Source organism: Rhodothalassium salexigens DSM 2132 (assembly GCF_004341375.1).
Taxonomy (GTDB): Bacteria; Pseudomonadota; Alphaproteobacteria; order Sphingomonadales; family Rhodothalassiaceae; genus Rhodothalassium; species Rhodothalassium salexigens.
The window spans coordinates 60061-78218 of sequence record NZ_SLXO01000001.1 but is presented as its reverse complement, the minus strand read 5'-3'; the positions used below and the strand labels follow the sequence as shown (position 1 = coordinate 78218).

The following is an 18158-nucleotide window of genomic DNA, read 5'->3' as shown; positions in this document are numbered from 1 at the left end:
CGGCCCGGCAGCCTAGAAAACCACGTTTAAGGAACGGTGACGGCCGGGTCACGCCACCGACGGGGCACGCGGCGCAGCATAAGCCCGCTCGCCGCATCGCCGATCCCGGGCGCCGCCGCGCCGATCCCAGCCACCGACCGCCCATAACGCCCGGTTCAGAGCGTGACCCAAAGCGGCGTCGACCGCGCGGCGACTGCTGGTGCCAGAGACGCCCACACCGGCGCAAGCGGCGGCTTTCGGCCGGGCGAAAAATGAAGGCTTGTGCACATATAAAGATATCTTTATATGTTGTCGCCGATCGATGGATAGAGCTGTTTGGAGAGCGTAGCGCGATGGACCGGTTGCTGGGGGCCTTACGTGCGGCCGGAGAACCGACCCGGCTGCGGATTCTCGGGCTGTTAAACCAAGGCGAACTGACCGTGACGGAGTTGACGCACATTCTGCGCCAAAGCCAGCCGCGGGTGTCGCGTCACCTGCGCCTGCTGTGCGACGCCGATCTGCTGGATCGGTTTCGCGAAGGCGCGTGGGTGTTTTACCGCCTGTCGGACCGCGATGACGCCCAGGCGTTGGTCACCACCATCGCCGAGTTGATCCCCGAGGAAGATCCCGAATTCAGCCGCGACCTGGAGCGGCTGGCCGAGGTGCGGGCCCGACGCGCCGCTGAGGCCGCCGACTATTTCTCGCGCCACGCGCCCGAATGGGATCGCATGCGGTCGCTCTACGTGCCCGAGGAGCAGGTCGAGGCGACGCTGTTGTCGCTGGCCAAGCAACAACGCCCGCAGCGGCTTCTTGATATCGGCACCGGCACCGGCCGCATCCTGGAGGTGTTTTCGCCGCATATCCGTCGTGGCCTCGGCATCGACCTGTCGGCCGAGATGCTGACCGTGGCGCGCAACAATCTGGCCCAGAAACGGTTGGGCCATTGCCAGGTGCGCCTTGGCGACATGTACGACATCCCCGCCGACCGGGCCAGCCAGGACACGGTGGTGCTGCATCAGGTGCTGCACTTCGCCGACGACCCGAGCCTGGCGATCCGCGAGGCGGCGCGGGTGCTGCGCCCCGGCGGCACCTGCCTGATCGTCGATTTCGCGCCGCATGAGAAGGAATTCCTGCGCGAGGAACACGCCCACCGCCGTCTGGGCTTCTCGGACGAGGAGATCAACGGCCTGGGCGAAGCGGCGGGGCTCGCCCCGACCGCGGTCGAACATCTCGATGGCGGCGAACTGACCGTCACAATCTGGCGCCTGGACCAACCGGGCGTCGACAACAAAACCCTTTTGGAGGCAGCAGAATGACCCATATCGACGCCCACGCGCCTGGCTTGCAGCCGTCGCTCTACGCCGACTTCGGGGAACCGCTGAAGATCTCGTTCGAGTTCTTCCCGCCGAAGACCGATGCGATGGAGCAAACCCTGTGGCAGTCGGTCAAGACGCTGGAACCTTTGGGGCCGCGCTTCGTGTCGGTGACCTATGGCGCCGGCGGGTCGACGCGCGAGCGGACCCACGCCACCGTCAAGCGCATTCTGGAAGAGACCGACCTGACGCCGGCCGCCCACCTGACCTGCGTGTGTCACACCAAGGACGAGGTCAAGCGCATCGCCCAGGAGTATTGGGATATGGGCGTGCGCCACATCGTGGCGCTGCGCGGCGACGCGCCGGGCGCCGACTATAAGGGCGACCCGTGGGCCGAAGGCTACAAGAACGGCGCCGAGCTGGTGGCCGGCCTGCGCGAGGTGGGCGACTTCGACATTTCCGTCGGCGCCTACCCCGAGGTGCATCCCGACAGCCCCAATCTGGCCGGCGATCTGGACAATCTGAAGCGCAAGGTGGACGCCGGTGCCAACCGGGCGATCACCCAGTTCTTTTTCGAAACCGACATGTACTGGCGCTATCTGGACCATGCCCAGAGCCACGGTATCGACGTGCCGATCGTGCCGGGCATCCTGCCGGTCTCGAACATGAAGACGCTGAAGCGCTTCGCCGCCGGCTGCGGCGCCACCGTGCCGGACTGGATGGTGGAGTTGTTCGAGGGCCTCGACGACCAGCCGATGACCCGCAATCTGGTCTCGGCCACGGTCGCCGGCGAGATGGTCAAGCGGCTCTACGCCGGCGGGGTGCGGGAATTCCACTTCTACACGCTGAACCGGGCCGAATTGACCTACGCCATCTGCCACCTCTTGGGCATCCGCCCGCAGGGTCAGGCGGCGATGATCGAGGCGGCCGAATAACCACGCGCCGGCGCCACCGGCCGCCGGCCCGACGCTTCCAGTGCGCCGGCCGACGGGGCCCGGCGCCGCGCCTTCGACGACACGACAGATCCCGCCCGCCGGCCCCAATACCGGCCCGGGCGGGGCGAAAGGATGCCGAGCAATGCCACGCCGTGACCAACTCCAAGCCCTGTGCGCCGAGCGCATCCTGATCCTGGATGGCGCCATGGGCACCATGATCCAGCAATACGGTCTGGGCGAAGCCGACTATCGCGGCCAGCAATTCAAGGATCATTCCGACGACGTGAAGGGCAATAACGACCTGTTGAACGTCACCCAGCCCAAGATCATCCGCGAGATCCACGAAGCGTTCCTCGACGCCGGGTCGGACATCATCGAGACCAACACCTTCTCGGGCACCACCATCGCGCAGGCCGATTATGCGCTCGAAGACGCGGTCGACGCGATCAATCTGGACGGCGCGCGCCTGGCCCGCCAGGCCGCCGACGCCTACACCGAGAAAACGCCCGACAAGCCGCGCTTCGTCGCCGGCGCCATCGGGCCGACCAACCGGACGCTGTCGGTGTCGCCCGACGTCAACCGGCCGGGCTATCGCGAAGTCACCTTCGACGAGGTGCGCGATGCCTATAAGCAGCAGGTGCGCAAGCTGGTCGAAGGCGGCGTCGACCTGCTGCTGGTCGAGACCATCTTCGACACGCTCAACGCCAAGGCCGCCCTGGTCGCCATCGCCGAGGTCGCCGAGGAGACCGGCGAAGACCGCCCGGTGATGATCTCCGGCACGGTCACCGACCTGTCGGGGCGCAACCTGTCGGGCCAGACCATGGAGGCGTTCCTGCATTCGGTGGAGCATTCCCAGCCCTTCTCGATCGGGCTCAACTGCTCGTTCGGGGCCGAGGAATTGCGCCCGCACATCGCCATGCTGGCCGAGCGCGCGCCGTGCCTGGTGTCGGCCTACCCCAATGCCGGCCTGCCCAACGAGATGGGCGAGTATGACGAAACGCCGGAGAAGACCGCCGGCTTTTTGAAGGAATGGGTCGACCAGGGGCTGGTGAACATCCTCGGCGGCTGCTGCGGCACCACGCCCGACCATATCCGCGCCATCGCCGAGGTGGCGGCCAAGGGCAGCCCGCGCGCGCGGCCCGACCGCGGCGACGACCACAAGCTTCGGCTGAGCGGCCTGGAAGCGGTGACGATCTAAGCGCGCCCGACCGACCTGGCGCGGGCGCCCCGACCGCCAGGCACGGGTCGCAACCGGCCCAACCGAGCGACCGGGCCCACGCCACGGCACAAGATGGACGACCGGACACGTAAACAGTTTCAAAGAGCAAAAGACCCATGACCGACCAGCAATCCACGGCCCAATTCGTCAATATCGGCGAACGAACCAATGTCACCGGGTCCGCCAAGTTCCTGCGCCTGATCAAGGAAGGTGACTTCGACGAGGCGCTTTCGGTGGCCCGCCAACAGGTGGAAAACGGCGCGCAGATCATCGACGTGAACATGGACGAAGGGATGCTGGACTCGAAAGAGGCCATGGTCACCTTCCTCAATCTGATCGCCGCCGAACCCGACATCGCGCGCGTGCCGATCATGATCGACAGCTCCAAATGGGAGGTGATCGAGGCCGGCCTGAAGTGCGTCGCCGGCAAGGCGATCGTCAATTCCATCTCGCTCAAGGAGGGCGAGGAACGGTTCCTGCACCAGGCGCGGCTGATCCGCCGCTATGGCGCGGCCACCGTGGTGATGGCGTTCGACGAGGACGGCCAGGCCGATAACAAGGAACGACGCATCGAGATCTGCGCGCGCGCCTACGACCTGCTGCGCGAAAAGCTCGACTTCCCGGCCGGCGACATCATCTTCGACCCGAATATCTTCGCCGTCGCCACCGGCATCGACGAACACAACAACTATGGCGTCGACTTCATCGAAGCCACCGCCGAGATCAAGAAACGCTGCCCCGGTGCCAAGATTTCCGGCGGCGTGTCGAACATCTCGTTCAGCTTCCGCGGCAACAATCCGGTGCGCGAAGCCATGCACTCGGTGTTTCTCTACCACGCCATCAAGGCGGGCATGGACATGGGCATCGTCAATGCCGGGCAGTTGGAGGTCTACGACCAGATCGACCCCGAACTGCGCGAACGGGTCGAGGACGTGATCCTCAACCGCCGCGACGACGCCACCGACCGGCTGCTGGAGATCGCCGACCGCTACAAGGGCAAGGGCAAGAAGCAAGAAGAAGACACCGCGTGGCGCGAACAGCCGGTGGAAAAGCGCCTGGAACACGCGCTGGTCAAGGGCATCGCCACCTATGTGGTCGAGGACACCGAAGAGGCCCGCCAGCGCGCCGAAAAGCCGCTCGACGTGATCGAGGGGCCGCTGATGGACGGCATGAACGTGGTCGGCGACCTGTTCGGCGAGGGCAAGATGTTCCTGCCCCAGGTGGTCAAGTCGGCGCGGGTCATGAAACAGGCGGTCGCCCATCTGATGCCCTATATCGAGGCCGAGAAACAGGGCGGCAAGGAAAGCAAGGGCCGGATCATCATGGCGACGGTGAAAGGCGATGTCCACGACATCGGCAAGAACATCGTCGGCGTGGTGTTGCAGTGTAACAATTTCGACGTCATCGACCTGGGCGTCATGGTACCCTGGCAGGACATCTTGAAGGCCGCCAACGAGAACAAGGCCGACATGATCGGCTTGAGCGGCCTGATCACCCCGTCGCTCGACGAGATGGTGACGGTCGCCACCGAGATGCAGCGCGCCGGCATGGATATGCCGCTGCTGATCGGCGGCGCGACCACCAGCCGCGTGCACACGGCGGTCAAGATCGACACCAAGTACGACGCGCCGGTGGTGCATGTGCTGGATGCCAGCCGGGCGGTGGGCGTCGCCGGCAAGCTGTTGTCGCAGACGGCGCGCGCCGACTATGCCAAATCGATCGCCGATGAATATGAAAAGACCCGCAAGAAGCGCGAGGGCAAGTCCAAGGCCGACCGGCTGATCCCGATCGCCAAGGCCCGCGCCAACGCCCAACCGGTGGACTTCGACGGTTACACGCCCATGAAGCCCAAGGTGGACGAGTTGACGGTGTTCGAGGACTATCCCCTGGACGACCTGGTGGCGCGCATCGACTGGACGCCGTTCTTCCGCACCTGGGAACTGGCCGGGCGCTTCCCCGATATCCTCGACGACGAGGTGGTCGGCGAAACCGCCACCAGCCTGTATAAAGACGCGCGCGCCATGCTCGACCAGATCGTCGCGGAGAAGTGGTTGACCGCCAAGGCGGCGTTCACCTTCTGGCCGGCCAATGCCGACGGCGACGACATCATCATCTACGAAGACGCCGAGCGCACCCGGGAAGCCTCGCGCATCCATTGCCTGCGCCAGCAGGTGCAGAAGCGCGAAGGCCGCTACAACCAGTCGCTCGCCGACTATGTGGCGCCGGTGGGCAGCAAGCCCGACTGGCTCGGCGGGTTCGTGGTCACCACCGGCCACGGCATCGACGCCAAGCTGGCCGAATACAAGGCCGCGCACGACGACTATAACGACATCTTGTTGAAGGCCCTGGCCGATCGGCTGGCCGAGGCGTTCGCCGAGCGTCTGCACGAACGGGTGCGCAAGGAGTTCTGGGGCTATGCGCCCGACGAGGACCTGGACAATAGCGGCCTGATCAAGGAGCAGTATGCGGGCATCCGCCCGGCGCCGGGCTACCCCGCCTGCCCCGACCATTCGGCCAAGTCGGAATTGTTCCGGCTGTTGTCGGCCCGCCAGACCGCCGGCGTCCACCTCACCGACAGCTTCGCCATGACGCCGACGGCGGCGGTGTCGGGCTTTTACTTCGGCCATCCCGACGCGCGCTATTTCGGCGTCGGCGACATCCGCCGCGACCAGGTGGAAGACTATGCCAAGCGCCGGGGGGTCAGCGTGGCCCAGGCCGAAACCTGGCTGAGCCCCAACCTGGCCTACGATCCAGACGCCGACGCCTGAGCCGGCATGCGGGCGGGGATAGGGTCCCGCCCGCCACCGGCTTCCCGATCCCGCGGACGCGTCCGAGGCGCCGCCGACCCACCCGTCGGCGGCGTCTTTGGCGTTGCCGGCCGGGCGCTTGACACCCGTCGGGCGCTTCGGCCTACTGCGACAAACAAGCAGATAGCGTCAGGGAGGCAACCCATGGGGTCGGTATCGCGAGCGCGTCGCGACGCATCATCGGAGCGGGCGGGCTGGCGCCGCCGGGCTCGCCATGCGCTGTGGGCCGTTCTGGCGGCCTTGGCCGTCGGCGTCGCGGCGGCAGCGCAGGATGGCGGGCCGCGCTACGACCTGATGATCGTCGACGGGCTGGTCTATGACGGGCTCGGCACCCGCCCGCGCGCCGCCGACCTGGCGATCCGGGGCGACCGCATCGCCGCCATCGGCGATCTCGACCCGCGCGACGCCGCCCACACCATCGACGCCGAGGGCTTGGCGGTCGCCCCCGGCTTCATCAACATGCTCAGTTGGGCGACCCGGTCGCTGATCCAAGACGGCCGCGCCCTCAGCGACCTGGCCCAGGGTATCACCCTTGAAGTGTTCGGCGAGGGCTGGTCCATGGGGCCGCTCAACGACCGGCTCAAGGCATCGATCGTCGCGCGCCAGGGCGACATCCGCTTCGACGTCACCTGGGACAGCCTCGGCGGCTATCTAGAGATGCTGGAACGCCGCGGCGTCGCCCCCAATGTGGCCTCGTTCGTCGGTGCCACCACGGTGCGCCGCCATGTGATCGGCGACGCCGACCGTGCGCCCACGCCGGCCGAGTTGGACGCCATGCGCGCGCTGGTCGACCAGGCGATGCGCGAGGGCGCCATGGGCGTCGGCGCGTCGCTGATCTATGCGCCGGCCTTCTACGCCGACACCGACGAGTTGATCGCCCTGGTCGAGGTGGCGGCACGCCACGGCGGCAGTTATATAAGCCATCTGCGCAGCGAGGGCGACCGACTGCTCGAAGCGCTCGACGAGTTGATCGCCATCGCCGAGGCCACCGGCGCGGGCGCCGAGGTCTATCACCTGAAGGCCGCCGGGCGCGCCAACTGGCCCAAGCTCGACCAGGCGATCGCGCGGATCGAGGCGGCGCGCGCCCGCGGGCTCGATATCCGCGCCAACATCTACACCTATTCCGCCGGGGCCACCGGGCTCGACGCGGCCATGCCGCCCTGGGTTCAGGAAGGCGGCCACGACGCCTGGGTGGCGCGGCTCAAGGACCCCGAGACCCGCGCCCGGGTGATCGCCCACATGCGCACCCCGTCCGAGGATTGGGAAAACCTCTATCGCGCCACCGGCGACCCGGAGAAAGTGCTGTTCGCGGGCTTCAAGAACCCCGATCTCAAACCGCTGACCGGTAAGACCCTGGCCGAGGTGATGGCGGCGCGCGGCACCAGCGCCGAAGACACCATGATCGACCTGGTGATCGAAGACGACAGCCGCGTCTCCACGATCTATTTCATGATGTCGCCCGACAATCTGGACAAGAAGATCGCCCTGCCCTGGGTGGCGTTCGGCTCGGATGCCGGCGCGCCGGCGCCCGAGGGCGTGTTCCTGCGATCGGCAACCCACCCGCGCGCCTATGGCAATGTGGCGCGCCTGCTCGGTCGCTATGTGCGCGAGCGCGGCCTGATCCCGCTTGAAGAGGCGATCCGGCGGCTGACCTCGATGCCGGCGGCGAACCTCAAGATCGCCGACCGCGGTCGGCTGGCGCCGGGCGCCTACGCCGATGTGGTGGTGTTCGACCCCGACCGGGTGATCGACCGGGCCAGCTTCGCCAACCCGCACCGCCTGGCCACCGGCGTGCTGCACGTGCTGGTCAACGGCACGGTGGCGTTCCGCGACGGCCTGCCCACCGGCGCCCTGCCCGGCCGCGTGGTGCGCGGACCCGGTTGGCGCGGTCGACCGGCGCCATCGCCAGACGATCATGACGGATGACACCGGTTGAAAAGGCCGCTACGCTGGGCTTGACAAAAACTTGCCGTTTCGCGACCAAGCCAGCCTGCCATGTTGGCGGTGTCGTGCCGAAAACGCTCCAGGATGGCTAGTGTATGGTATCGTTTCTCGCCCTCCCGACCCGGGAAGACATCCAATTCGGTCGCTACCGCAGCCTGACGGCGGACGAAATCCGCGCGGTGCCACGCTTCGACACGCTGCTGCGGGCGATTGAGCGGCGCACCGGCGGCACGCGCCTGGCAAGCCGCCAGGACATTCGCCCGGCCGATTTCAAGGCCGAACTGCCCAATGTGTTTATCTGGGACCTGATTCGCGATCAAACGGGCCGGGTGGTCGACGCGCGCGCCCGCCTGACCGGCACCGAAATGAGCCATTTCTACGGCGAAATCACCGGCCAACGATGGAGCGATTACATCGCGCCGGAAGTGGCCGAACGCGCCATTACCTCTTGCCGAAAGGTTAGCGAAACCAAACAGGTTTTTGCTTACCTCGTTCATGGTATCACAAAGAAGCAGTTTTTTGTTAATCTTTATGTGCTTTACGTCCCCTTGAGCCCCGACGGGACCACCGTCGATCAGGTTTTTGGCGCCATAGCTTTGGCGCACGGTGAGACGGAGCCACCGCCCGCCTGACCGTCCGCCGGCGACGCGGATGACCGAGGCGCCATCGCGCGTCGGGCCGCGCGCGTCGACCCGACCGAACGAGGCTAGGGTCCCGGGGCTCGCCTATGTCAGTCGAGCGTGTCGCGGCTGCCGGATCGAGCGCCGGAACCGGTCGATCCGGGCGCGGCGCGCCGTGCCTCGGGGAGCGATCAAATCGTGACATCCTTTTGGCCTGCCATCGGATTGACCGGCGCCGTCATGGTCGCGCTGTTGTTGATCCAGGCTCAACCGCCCGCCACCGGCCAGATGGTGGCGTGGTTCCCGGCCCATCTGGACCGCGGCGCCATCGTCGCCCGCATCGCCGCGGCCGACGCGCGTCTGGTCGCGTTCGGCCAACGGCCTGGACTGGCCGTGGTGTGGAGCGACCGGCCGGGTCTGCCCCGGCGCCTGCGCGCTGCCGGTGCGCGCTGGGTGCTCAACCCACTGGCCGCGGCCGGATGTGGCGGCGCGCGGTCTGGCCGTCCGGCGACCAATGCGTTTGTCACCGTCCAAGCCGCACGAGGGGATCGCGCATGGCGTCGCTGACCGAGCTTCGATCGACCTCCACCGGCATGCTGGCCGCACTTCAGTGGCTGCACGTGCCGGTGGTCCTGGCGCTTGGCTGGCTCATCGGCTCGCCCGGTTTGTGGGCGCCGGGGCTGTTGTCGACCCTGATCTGTGTCGTCGTCGGTCTGGCGGCCGTCCGGGCGCGCAACGCCGCAGCGACGCGCCACTTGATCGCCTGCGCCTATGTGCTGCAAGCGGCCATCCTGGTGATGGTGTTTCGCGGCCATGCCTGGCAGATCGACATGCACATGTATTTCTTCGCTGCGCTGGCGGTCACCACCGCCATGTTCGACTGGCGCAGTCTGTTGGCCGCGGCGGGCGTCACCGCCGTGCACCATCTGGTGTTCAACCTGACCGTGCCGGCCTGGGTGTTCCCCGACGGTGCCGACCTGACGCGCGTGATGCTGCACGCGGTCATCGTGGTGCTGGAAACCGCCGCTCTGGTGTGGCTGACCGCCAAACTGGATCAGGCGTTCGCGTCGGCCGATCAAGCCCGTCGGGACGCCGAAGACGCCGCGGGGCAAGCACGCCAAGCGGCCGCACAATCGGACGCCGCGAAGACCCGGTCCGACAAGGCGCTTGCCGACGCCGAGGCGGCGCGCGCCGAGCGCCAGCGCCTGGAAGCGCAGCAGGCCGCCGAGCGCGAGACCATGAGCCGCGACGCCGCGGCCGAGCGCGAGCGGCTGGCGCGCGAGTTTCAACAGTCGCTCGGCACCATCGCCGAAGACATTCGTGCGGCTGCCCACGCCATGGGCACCGATAGCGAGAAACTGGGCCGGATCGTCGCCGATGCCCAGACCATGTTGACCGCCGCCAACACAGCCACCGATCAGGTCAGCGAAAACGTCACCGCCGTGGCGTCGAGTGCGGAGGAAATGACCAAGTCGATCGGCGAGATCACCCGTCAGGTGACCAGCAGTCGAGATACGGCGGACAACGCGCTTGCCGGCATCAACCGCAGCACCGAGACCATCAAATCGGTGGCCGAGCGCGCCGAAAGCATCACCGGCATCGTCGACCTGATCAACGACATCGCCGAACAAACAAACCTGCTCGCCCTCAACGCCACCATCGAGGCGGCGCGCGCCGGCGAGGCCGGCAAGGGCTTCGCGGTGGTCGCCGGCGAGGTCAAGTCGCTGGCCAATCAGTCCGCCAAGGCCACCCAGCAGATCGCCGATCAGGTCGCCGGCATGCGCGCCGTGACCAGCGAAGCGGTCCAGGCGGTCGATGCAATCGCCGGAACGATCCGCCAGATCACCGACAATACGGTGTCGATTTCGTCGGCGGTCGAACAACAGGACGCCGCGACCCGGGAAATCGCCCGGTCGGCCCAGAACGCCAGCGCCGAAACCCGGCAAGCGGCAAGCCAGGTCACCCAGGTCCGTCACGTCACCGAAACCGTGTCCCTGTCGGCCAATCAGGCCAACCAAACCGCCCAAGACCTGGAACAAAAGGCCGAAGACATGGCCGCCAAGTGCCACGCCTTCGTCGCCGCCATCCGCTGACCCAGCACCGCGAGGCCGGGCGCCTCAGCCGGGGCGCCTTGGCGCCGGCCAATGGGGGCGCGGTATCTGGGCCGGCGATCTGGGCCAGCCATCTGGGCCGGATCATCTCGTCCGGGGCGGCGCGTATGGGGCCGGACGCCATCGGGGCGGTCGGACCTATTCGTCGTCGCGCCGGGTCAGGCCATAGGGCTCGACCAGGCGCCAGACATGGTCGGGGATCATGTTCTTCATCCGCGCCGGGCGATAGCGGCGCAGGTGCAGCACCGTCTCGGCCGCCTTCATCTCCAGCCGCGCGCGGGCGAACTCTACCCCGCGCGGGCCGATGCGCGGTTGCAGCCAAGCCACGATGGGGCGCACCCAATCGGGCATGGCGCGCACCGGCAGGCCGCCCACCGCGCGTTCGGTGTTGGTGATAAAGCCTTTCACCGCCGCGGCCCGGTTGCCCTTGTCGCCCGGGGTCGACAGCGCCACCTCGTCACCCAGCAGCTCGACCAGTTCTTCGCCGCGCTCATTGCGGATCAGCAGCCACTGCTCGCCCTCGCCGCCCATATAGCCGACGGTGATGTCGGCGAGCGCATTGGTATAGTCCACACAGGTCCGGCAGGTGAGCGGGAAGAAGTCGCCCGGCAGTTGCGAGATCGGCAGCTTCAGGAACGGGATCTCGCGGCGGCGCCCGTCGGTGAAGCGCAGTTCCACATGATAATCGGCGCGAAACTCCAGATAGGTGATGGTCTCGGGCTTGTCCGACAACAGCCCCAGGAAGGTGTGGAAATTCTCGGTGGTGGTGTTGTCCGAACAGGGCGTGCCGATGACATACAATCGCTCAAGGCCGAGCCGTTCTTCGAGGGCGCGCAGGGCATAGACCTGACACGGGATACCGACCACGGCGAGCCGCTTATAGCCCTTGGCCGCCGCCGGCTCCAACAAGGCCAGAAGCGGCGCATAGCCCATGCGCATGCCGCGGCACTCGGCCATCGCCTCGGGCTCGGTCACGATCACCGGCTCAGGCTTCCACACATCGTCGGGGTGCGGCTTGACCGCCAGCACCGCGTCCACCGCGCCCTCTTCGAGCAACCGTTCGGCGATCCGCGTGGTGATGCCGGTCCATTGCGCGCCCTCACGCGGTGCCTTCAACCGCGCGCGCACCATGCGCCGGTGCGGGCCGAAATAAAGCTCATCCGGCACCTTCGGGTCGCGGGCCTGGCCGTGGGCGCGCAACTCCATGGTCGTGTAATCGGGGCGGATGAACTGACAGGCCGACCCACACGCCTTGTGGTCGACCATCCGCGACACGCCGCAATCGGTGCACAGATCGCGCGGCGCCGGCTCGGCCAGCGCCGGCACCCACAAGCCCCGCGCGCCCGTGTCGGCGCTGGCCGGGTCCGCGCCCGACACGGCGGCCGGGACCGCCCCCCCCTCGGGCGCCGGTGGGGCAGGCGTTTCGGCGGACGATGGGGCGGTGGCGGTGGTCGGGCTCATCAGCGTCTCTCCGATCGGGTCGGGGACAGGGTATCCCCGCTTGGCATGCGACCCCGACCGACGCCCAAATGACCGAGTCGCACCGCCGGTTCGCCCGAAAAGGGTCCCATTTCCCGCCCGATTCCGTCAAGATATGTTGACACCCAGCCGCCCCGCCCCCGGCTCTGCCGCGACGGATTGTATCAGTACATCGGGACTGGACGATGGCTGCCCGACGGGGTCGGCCACCGCCGCCACCGCGCCGACGCCGCGCTGGGCGCGGACCGGCCGCCTATGGCCGCGCCCCGCCAACCGACCAGCCGGTCTGGTGCAGTGCAAAACAATTCCGCCTCAATAGGTTAGTGGTGGTTTTACTGCTCGGCACCGATCCGATCACGGGCCACAGATCACGGAAATGAGAGGGTTACAAGCGCCATCCGTCTCTCTCGGGCCAGGCGCAGTCACCACCCGCCCGTGTCCAAGCCCGGCGCGTCGCGGCCACGCAAACACACCATACGGTCGCACTTTGTGGGAAACACTACTCGTTCCGGTTTATAGGCCGAAGCGCCCCAAAACAAAACAAACCCGCCGAATGTCTCATTTTGGAACGGCGGAAGCGTGTCATTCCGCGACGATTGCCACGGGACAGGTGTGGGTCGCCCGCCCACTGCCACCAAATCCGGCAAAATTTGAGGGCTATAACAAGCTGGCATGGACTGTGCTAAACACGTGTTTGAACCGGTCGACAGAACCGGCACCGTTCTTTTTTCTGCGGAGACAAACGTCATGCCGATCACCCCTGCAGCGCGCGACACCCTGCCGATCCCGAGCCTGCTCGACCACGGCACCGATGGCGGTGAACAACTCAGCCAGTTACTCGGCGTCCGGGCGCTCGGCGATGCGGCAGAGCCGCTGAACCGCGCCAGCGACACGCTGGTGTTTCTGGCCGATGCCCTGGGTCATCTGCTGCCGCTGGTTGACCAATACCGGGAGGCGGTGAGCGTCCTGCGCAACACCGGCGAGACCCTGCTGTCCGGCGCGATCGCCGCGGCCGAGGAGCGGATCGGTCTCGACTTCATGATGCGCGAATTGCCCGAATGCGTGATCGAGGCCGGCGCCGACGTGCGCTATGCCAGTGACGTGATCGGCGCGGCGACCCGGCATCTGGAGGCAGGCGCGGCGGACGGCCTGATGAACCCCGCCTGAGGTGAGCCACCAAAGCCAAGCCTGAGCGATCAGGCCGGGGCCGTCGATCGCGCCGGACGGGTTCGACGCCGCGCCGCCGGATCGACACGGGCTCCGTTTGGCGACACCGCCGCGCCGGCCACCCACCGGCCGCGGCGGCCGCCGCTCCGGGCCCTGTTACGACCGATGTCGTCACGACCGATGGCCAGGGCCGCCCCCCCCAAGGCCCGCAACACTGGCCGGTTCATCGCGGCGGCGTGGCATCCGACACCACGCCGCCCGAGGCCGTTAAGCCGCCGATTTGAGCAGGTGGCGATACTTGGCCCGCGCCTTGGCAACCTTGGGCCCGATCACCGCCTGGCAGAACGGCTGCTCGGGATTGGTCGCGAAATAGCGCTGATGGTAGGCCTCTGCCGGCCAGAAGGTCGCCGCCGGCGTCACCTCGGTAACGATACCGTCACCCCAGATCTCCGCCGCCCGGTCGATGGCCCGGCGCGCGGCGTCGGCCTGATCGTCGCCATGGGTGAAGATCGCCGAGCGGTACTGGGTGCCCACATCCGCGCCCTGACGGTTCAACTGGGTCGGGTCGTGCACGGTGAAGAAGACGTCGAGGATCTGATCGAGCCCGATGACCTCGGGGTCGAACGTCACCTGCACCACCTCGGCATGTCCGGTCTGCCCCGTGCACACCTGGCGGTAGGTGGGGTTGTCCACCGCGCCGCCCATATAGCCCGATACCGCGTCGCGCACCCCGACCAGGTCGTTCATGACCGCCTCGATGCACCAGAAGCAGCCGCCGGCCAGCGTCGCTTTGGCTTGTTGTGCCATGTCGTGCCTCCCATATCCTGATCGAGGGAAGGTAGGGTCGCGAGCGGCGCACGCCAAGACCCCCGGGGCGGCCGTTTTGCCGCAATACAGCACGGCATGGACCGCCCGTACCGGCCGCGCCGGGGCGCCGCCCCCATCCTGCAATGCGCAATGTTTTAACTTTGCATCTAAGTTTCGCGGCAGATGTGTCCAGAGCCTTGAAACAAAGAAAGCACATTGCGCAACGATGCTGCTATTAGTCGGACTAATACGGTGCATTTTCTTGGGGAAGGGAGGCTCCGGCGATGTTCATGCAAAAGGTGACGCTGGACGATAAGTACACCTTGCGGACCGGACGGGTGTATCTGAACGGCATGCAGGCCCTGACCCGCCTGCCGCTGGTGATGCGCTGGCGCGACGCCGAAGCCGGACTCAATACCGCCGGCTTCATCTCGGGCTATCGCGGCTCGCCGCTCGGTGGCTACGACCTGGAGTTGTCGCGCGCAAGGAAGTATCTGGACGCCGAGTCCATCGTCTTTCAACCGGGTCTGAACGAGGATCTGGCCGCCACCGCCGTGTGGGGCAGCCAGCAGGTCAATCTGTCGGACCAGGCGCGCTATGACGGCGTGTTCGGCATCTGGTACGGCAAGGGCCCCGGCGTCGACCGGTCCATGGACGTGTTCAAACACGCCAACGCCGCCGGCACCAGCCCCCATGGCGGCGTGCTGGCGATCGCCGGCGACGACCATGGCGCCAAGTCCTCCACCCTGCCCCACCAGACCGAGCACAACTTCATGGCCGCCATGATGCCGGTGCTCTACCCCGCCGGGGTCGCCGAGTATGTGGAATATGGCATTCTGGGTCTGGAGATGTCGCGCTACACCGGCGCCTGGGTGGCGTTCAAGGCGGTCGGCGACACCGCCGACACCTCGGCCACCGTCGATTTGAGCGGCGAGCGCCGGCGCATCGTCATCCCCACCGACTTCGAGATGCCCGCCGACGGCCTGCACATCCGCTGGCCCGACCCGTGGCGCGGCCAGGACACCCGCCTGCAACGCTACAAGGGCTTCGCCGCCCACGCCTTCGCGCGCGCCAACAATATCGACCGCACCATCTGGTCGAGCCCCAACGACCGCATCGGCATCATCACCACCGGCAAGGCCTATCTGGACGTGCGCCAGGCGCTGGCCGAAATGGGCATCGACGAGACCCGCGCCGCCGAGATCGGCCTGCGGCTGTACAAGGTCGGCATGATCTGGCCGCTGGAGCCCGAGGGCGCCAAGGCGTTCGCCGAGGGGCTCGACGAGATCCTGGTGGTCGAGGAAAAGCGCGAGCTGATCGAGTATCAGCTCATGCAACAGCTCTATAATGTCCACGAACGCCGCCGGCCGCGCATCGTCGGCAAACATGACCAAAACGGCCAGTGGCTGCTGTCGCCCGACAACGAACTGGACGTGACCCTGGTGGCCGAGGTGATCGCCAGCCGCCTGGTCCACCACTATGACACCCCCGAACTGCGCGCCAAGCTGGCCTATTTCCGCGACCGCGAGACGGCCAACGAGCGCTATCAGGCGCCCGCCGACCGGCCGGCCTATTTCTGTTCGGGCTGCCCGCACAACACGTCCACCAAGGTGCCCGAGGGCAGCCGCGCGCTCGCCGGCATCGGCTGCCATATCCTGGCCATCAACATGGACCGCAACACCGACGCCTATACCCAGATGGGCGGCGAGGGCGTGCCGTGGATCGGCCAGGCGCCGTTCACCGACGAGGCCCATGTGTTCGTCAATCTGGGCGACGGCACCTACACCCATTCGGGCCTGTTGGCGATCCGGGCTGCGGTCGCCGCCAAGGTCAATGTGACCTACAAGATCCTGTTCAACGACGCCGTGGCCATGACCGGCGGCCAGCCCACCGAAGGCCAGTTGGGCGTGCCCGACATCGCCCGGCAATTGCTGGCCGAGGGGGTCGAAAAGGTCCATGTGCTGTCCGAGCGGCCGGAGATCTACACCGCCGGCAGCCTGCCCGGCGGCGTCGCCGCCCAGGACCGCAAGTATCTCGACCAGGTGCAGCGCGAGGTGCGCGCGACCCCGGGCGTCACCGCGATCATCTACGATCAGACCTGTGCCGCCGAGAAGCGCCGCCGGCGCAAGCGCGGCAAGATGGAAGACCCCGACCAGCGCATCTTCATCAACGACCTGGTCTGCGAGGGCTGCGGCGACTGTTCGGTGCAATCCAACTGCGTGTCGATCGAACCGCAGGAGACCGAGTTCGGGCGCAAGCGCCGCATCAATCAGTCGAGCTGCAACAAGGATTTCTCCTGCATCAAGGGCTTCTGCCCCAGCTTCGTCACCGTCGAAGGCGCCAAGCCGGCCAAGTCGCGCGCCGGCGCCACCGCCGCCCTGCCCGACGTGCCGCTGCCCGCCGTGCCGGCGCTGGGCGACGAACACAATCTGCTGGTCACCGGCATCGGCGGCACCGGCGTGCTCACCGTCGGCGCGATCCTCGGCATGGCGACCCATCTGGACGGCCATTCCTGCCAGATCCTCGACATGTCCGGCCTGGCGCAGAAGAACGGCGCGGTGTTGAGCCATGTGCGGCTGTCGGCCAAGCCCCGGTTCGAGCGCAGCCCGCGCATCCTGACCGGCGCCACCGACCTGCTGCTCGCCTGCGACAGCGTGGTCGCCGCGGGCAAGGACGCCGCCACCACGCTGAGCCCCAAGCGCAGCCGCGCGGTGATCAACAGCAATGTGGCGCCAACCGCCGGCTTCGTGCTCAACCGCGACATCGACTTCCAGGAGATGAGCGTGCAGCGCGCGCTCGACGAGCGCACCGCCGAGGCCGACCGCCACCGCCTGCCGGCGGCCGAGATCGCCACGCTGTTGTTCGGCGACAGCATCGCCACCAATCTGTTCATGCTCGGCTATGCCTGGCAGCAGGGCTATGTGCCGGTGTCGCTCGACGCCATCAACCGCGCCATCGAATTGAACGGCGTGGCGGTGGAGATGAACCAGCGCACCTTCCACTGGGGCCGGGTCGCCGCCCATGACATGGCCGCCGTGGAAGCGGTGGTCGAGGCCGAGCGCACCACCACCCGCCGGCCGATCGCCGAGACCCTCGACGAACGCATCGAGCGCCGGGCGGCGTTCCTGGTCGGCTATCAGAACAATGCCCTGGCCGAGCGCTATCACGCCCTGGTCGACCGGGTGCGCGCCGCCGAACGCGCCGCAGCGCCCAAGTCCGAGGCGCTGACCGACGCGGTCGCGCGCTTCTACTTCAAGCTCCTGGCCTACAAAGACGAATATGAGGTGGCGCGGCTTTATGTGGACGGCGAGTTCGCCGACAAGCTCAACGCCGTCTTCGCCGACTATCGCCGGGTCAAGGTGCACATGGCGCCGCCGCTTCTGTCGCGCACCGATCCGGCCACCGGCCGGCCGCGCAAATTGACCTTCGGGCCGTGGATCTTTCCGGTATTCAAGATCCTGGCGGCCATGCGCGGCCTGCGCGGCAGCGCCTTCGACCCGTTCGGGCGGACCGCCGAACGTCGAATGGAACGCCAGTTGATCGGCGAGTATGAGGAGTTGGTGGATGAGTTGCTGTCCGGCTTGACCGCCGAACGCCTGCCCCTGGCGGTCGAACTGGCGCACATCCCCGACCAGATCCGTGGCTATGGCCCGGTCAAGGAGGCCAGCGTCACCCAGGCCAAGACGCGCGAGCGGGAGCTCATGGCGCGTTGGCGCTGCGACGACGCCGACCAGCCCCTGGCCCGCGCCGCCGAATAGCTCCCGATCGCCGAGCGCG

The 18158-nt window shown here is 67.2% G+C and carries 12 protein-coding genes; 10 read left to right on the top strand and 2 right to left on the bottom strand.

What is annotated here, in order from left to right; all coding sequences use genetic code 11:
- Positions 1-332 precede the first annotated feature (332 nt).
- The 8 genes from EV659_RS00365 to EV659_RS00330 all read left to right on the top strand — a co-directional run bounded on the left by EV659_RS00365 (position 333) and on the right by EV659_RS00330 (position 10910).
- Complete coding sequence (locus EV659_RS00365) at positions 333-1295, top strand: ArsR/SmtB family transcription factor (RefSeq protein ID WP_132706440.1); 963 nt, start codon at positions 333-335, stop codon at positions 1293-1295.
- Positions 1292-2227 carry a methylenetetrahydrofolate reductase gene (gene metF / locus EV659_RS00360; protein ID WP_132706439.1) on the top strand — a complete coding sequence of 312 codons (936 nt, stop codon included), beginning with the start codon at positions 1292-1294 and terminating at the stop codon, positions 2225-2227. Before EV659_RS00365 ends, metF begins: the two co-directional genes overlap by 4 nt.
- A gap of 142 nt (positions 2228-2369) precedes the next feature.
- Positions 2370-3425, top strand: coding sequence for a homocysteine S-methyltransferase family protein (locus EV659_RS00355; protein ID WP_132706437.1), 1056 nt, complete (start codon positions 2370-2372; stop codon positions 3423-3425).
- A gap of 137 nt (positions 3426-3562) precedes the next feature.
- Positions 3563-6214 (top strand): methionine synthase, encoded by a 2652-nt coding sequence (gene metH, locus EV659_RS00350; protein WP_132706435.1) that lies wholly within the window; start codon positions 3563-3565, stop codon positions 6212-6214.
- Between the two features lie 183 nt (positions 6215-6397).
- Positions 6398-8179 (top strand): N-acyl-D-amino-acid deacylase family protein, encoded by a 1782-nt coding sequence (locus EV659_RS00345; protein WP_132706433.1) that lies wholly within the window; start codon positions 6398-6400, stop codon positions 8177-8179.
- Positions 8180-8292: 113 nt separating this feature from the next.
- A complete protein-coding gene (locus EV659_RS00340; RefSeq protein WP_132706431.1) occupies positions 8293-8829 on the top strand; it encodes a PAS domain-containing protein in 537 nt (178 codons plus the stop codon).
- Between the two features lie 228 nt (positions 8830-9057).
- Positions 9058-9384, top strand: coding sequence for a hypothetical protein (locus EV659_RS00335; protein WP_132706429.1), 327 nt, complete (start codon positions 9058-9060; stop codon positions 9382-9384).
- Entirely contained in the window at positions 9372-10910 is a 1539-nt protein-coding gene (locus EV659_RS00330) for a methyl-accepting chemotaxis protein (protein WP_132706427.1), read from the top strand. The genes EV659_RS00335 and EV659_RS00330 overlap by 13 nt, the downstream gene beginning before the upstream one ends.
- A gap of 156 nt (positions 10911-11066) precedes the next feature.
- On the opposite strand, the gene EV659_RS00325 is transcribed toward EV659_RS00330, so the two are convergent.
- Positions 11067-12389 carry a Coenzyme F420 hydrogenase/dehydrogenase, beta subunit C-terminal domain gene (locus EV659_RS00325; RefSeq protein WP_132706425.1) on the bottom strand — a complete coding sequence of 441 codons (1323 nt, stop codon included), beginning with the start codon at positions 12387-12389 and terminating at the stop codon, positions 11067-11069.
- Between the two features lie 765 nt (positions 12390-13154).
- Here EV659_RS00325 and EV659_RS00320 point away from each other — a divergent pair.
- A complete protein-coding gene (locus EV659_RS00320) occupies positions 13155-13574 on the top strand; it encodes a hypothetical protein (protein ID WP_132706423.1) in 420 nt (139 codons plus the stop codon).
- 267 nt (positions 13575-13841) lie between these two features.
- Here the strand turns inward: EV659_RS00320 and msrA are convergent, their stop codons facing one another.
- On the bottom strand, positions 13842-14381 hold the full coding sequence (gene msrA, locus EV659_RS00315; protein ID WP_132706421.1) for a peptide-methionine (S)-S-oxide reductase MsrA: 540 nt from the start codon (positions 14379-14381) through the stop codon (positions 13842-13844).
- Between the two features lie 284 nt (positions 14382-14665).
- On the opposite strand from msrA, the gene EV659_RS00310 reads away from it, so the two are divergent.
- Positions 14666-18139 (top strand): indolepyruvate ferredoxin oxidoreductase family protein, encoded by a 3474-nt coding sequence (locus EV659_RS00310; protein ID WP_132706420.1) that lies wholly within the window; start codon positions 14666-14668, stop codon positions 18137-18139.
- Positions 18140-18158 lie beyond the last annotated feature (19 nt).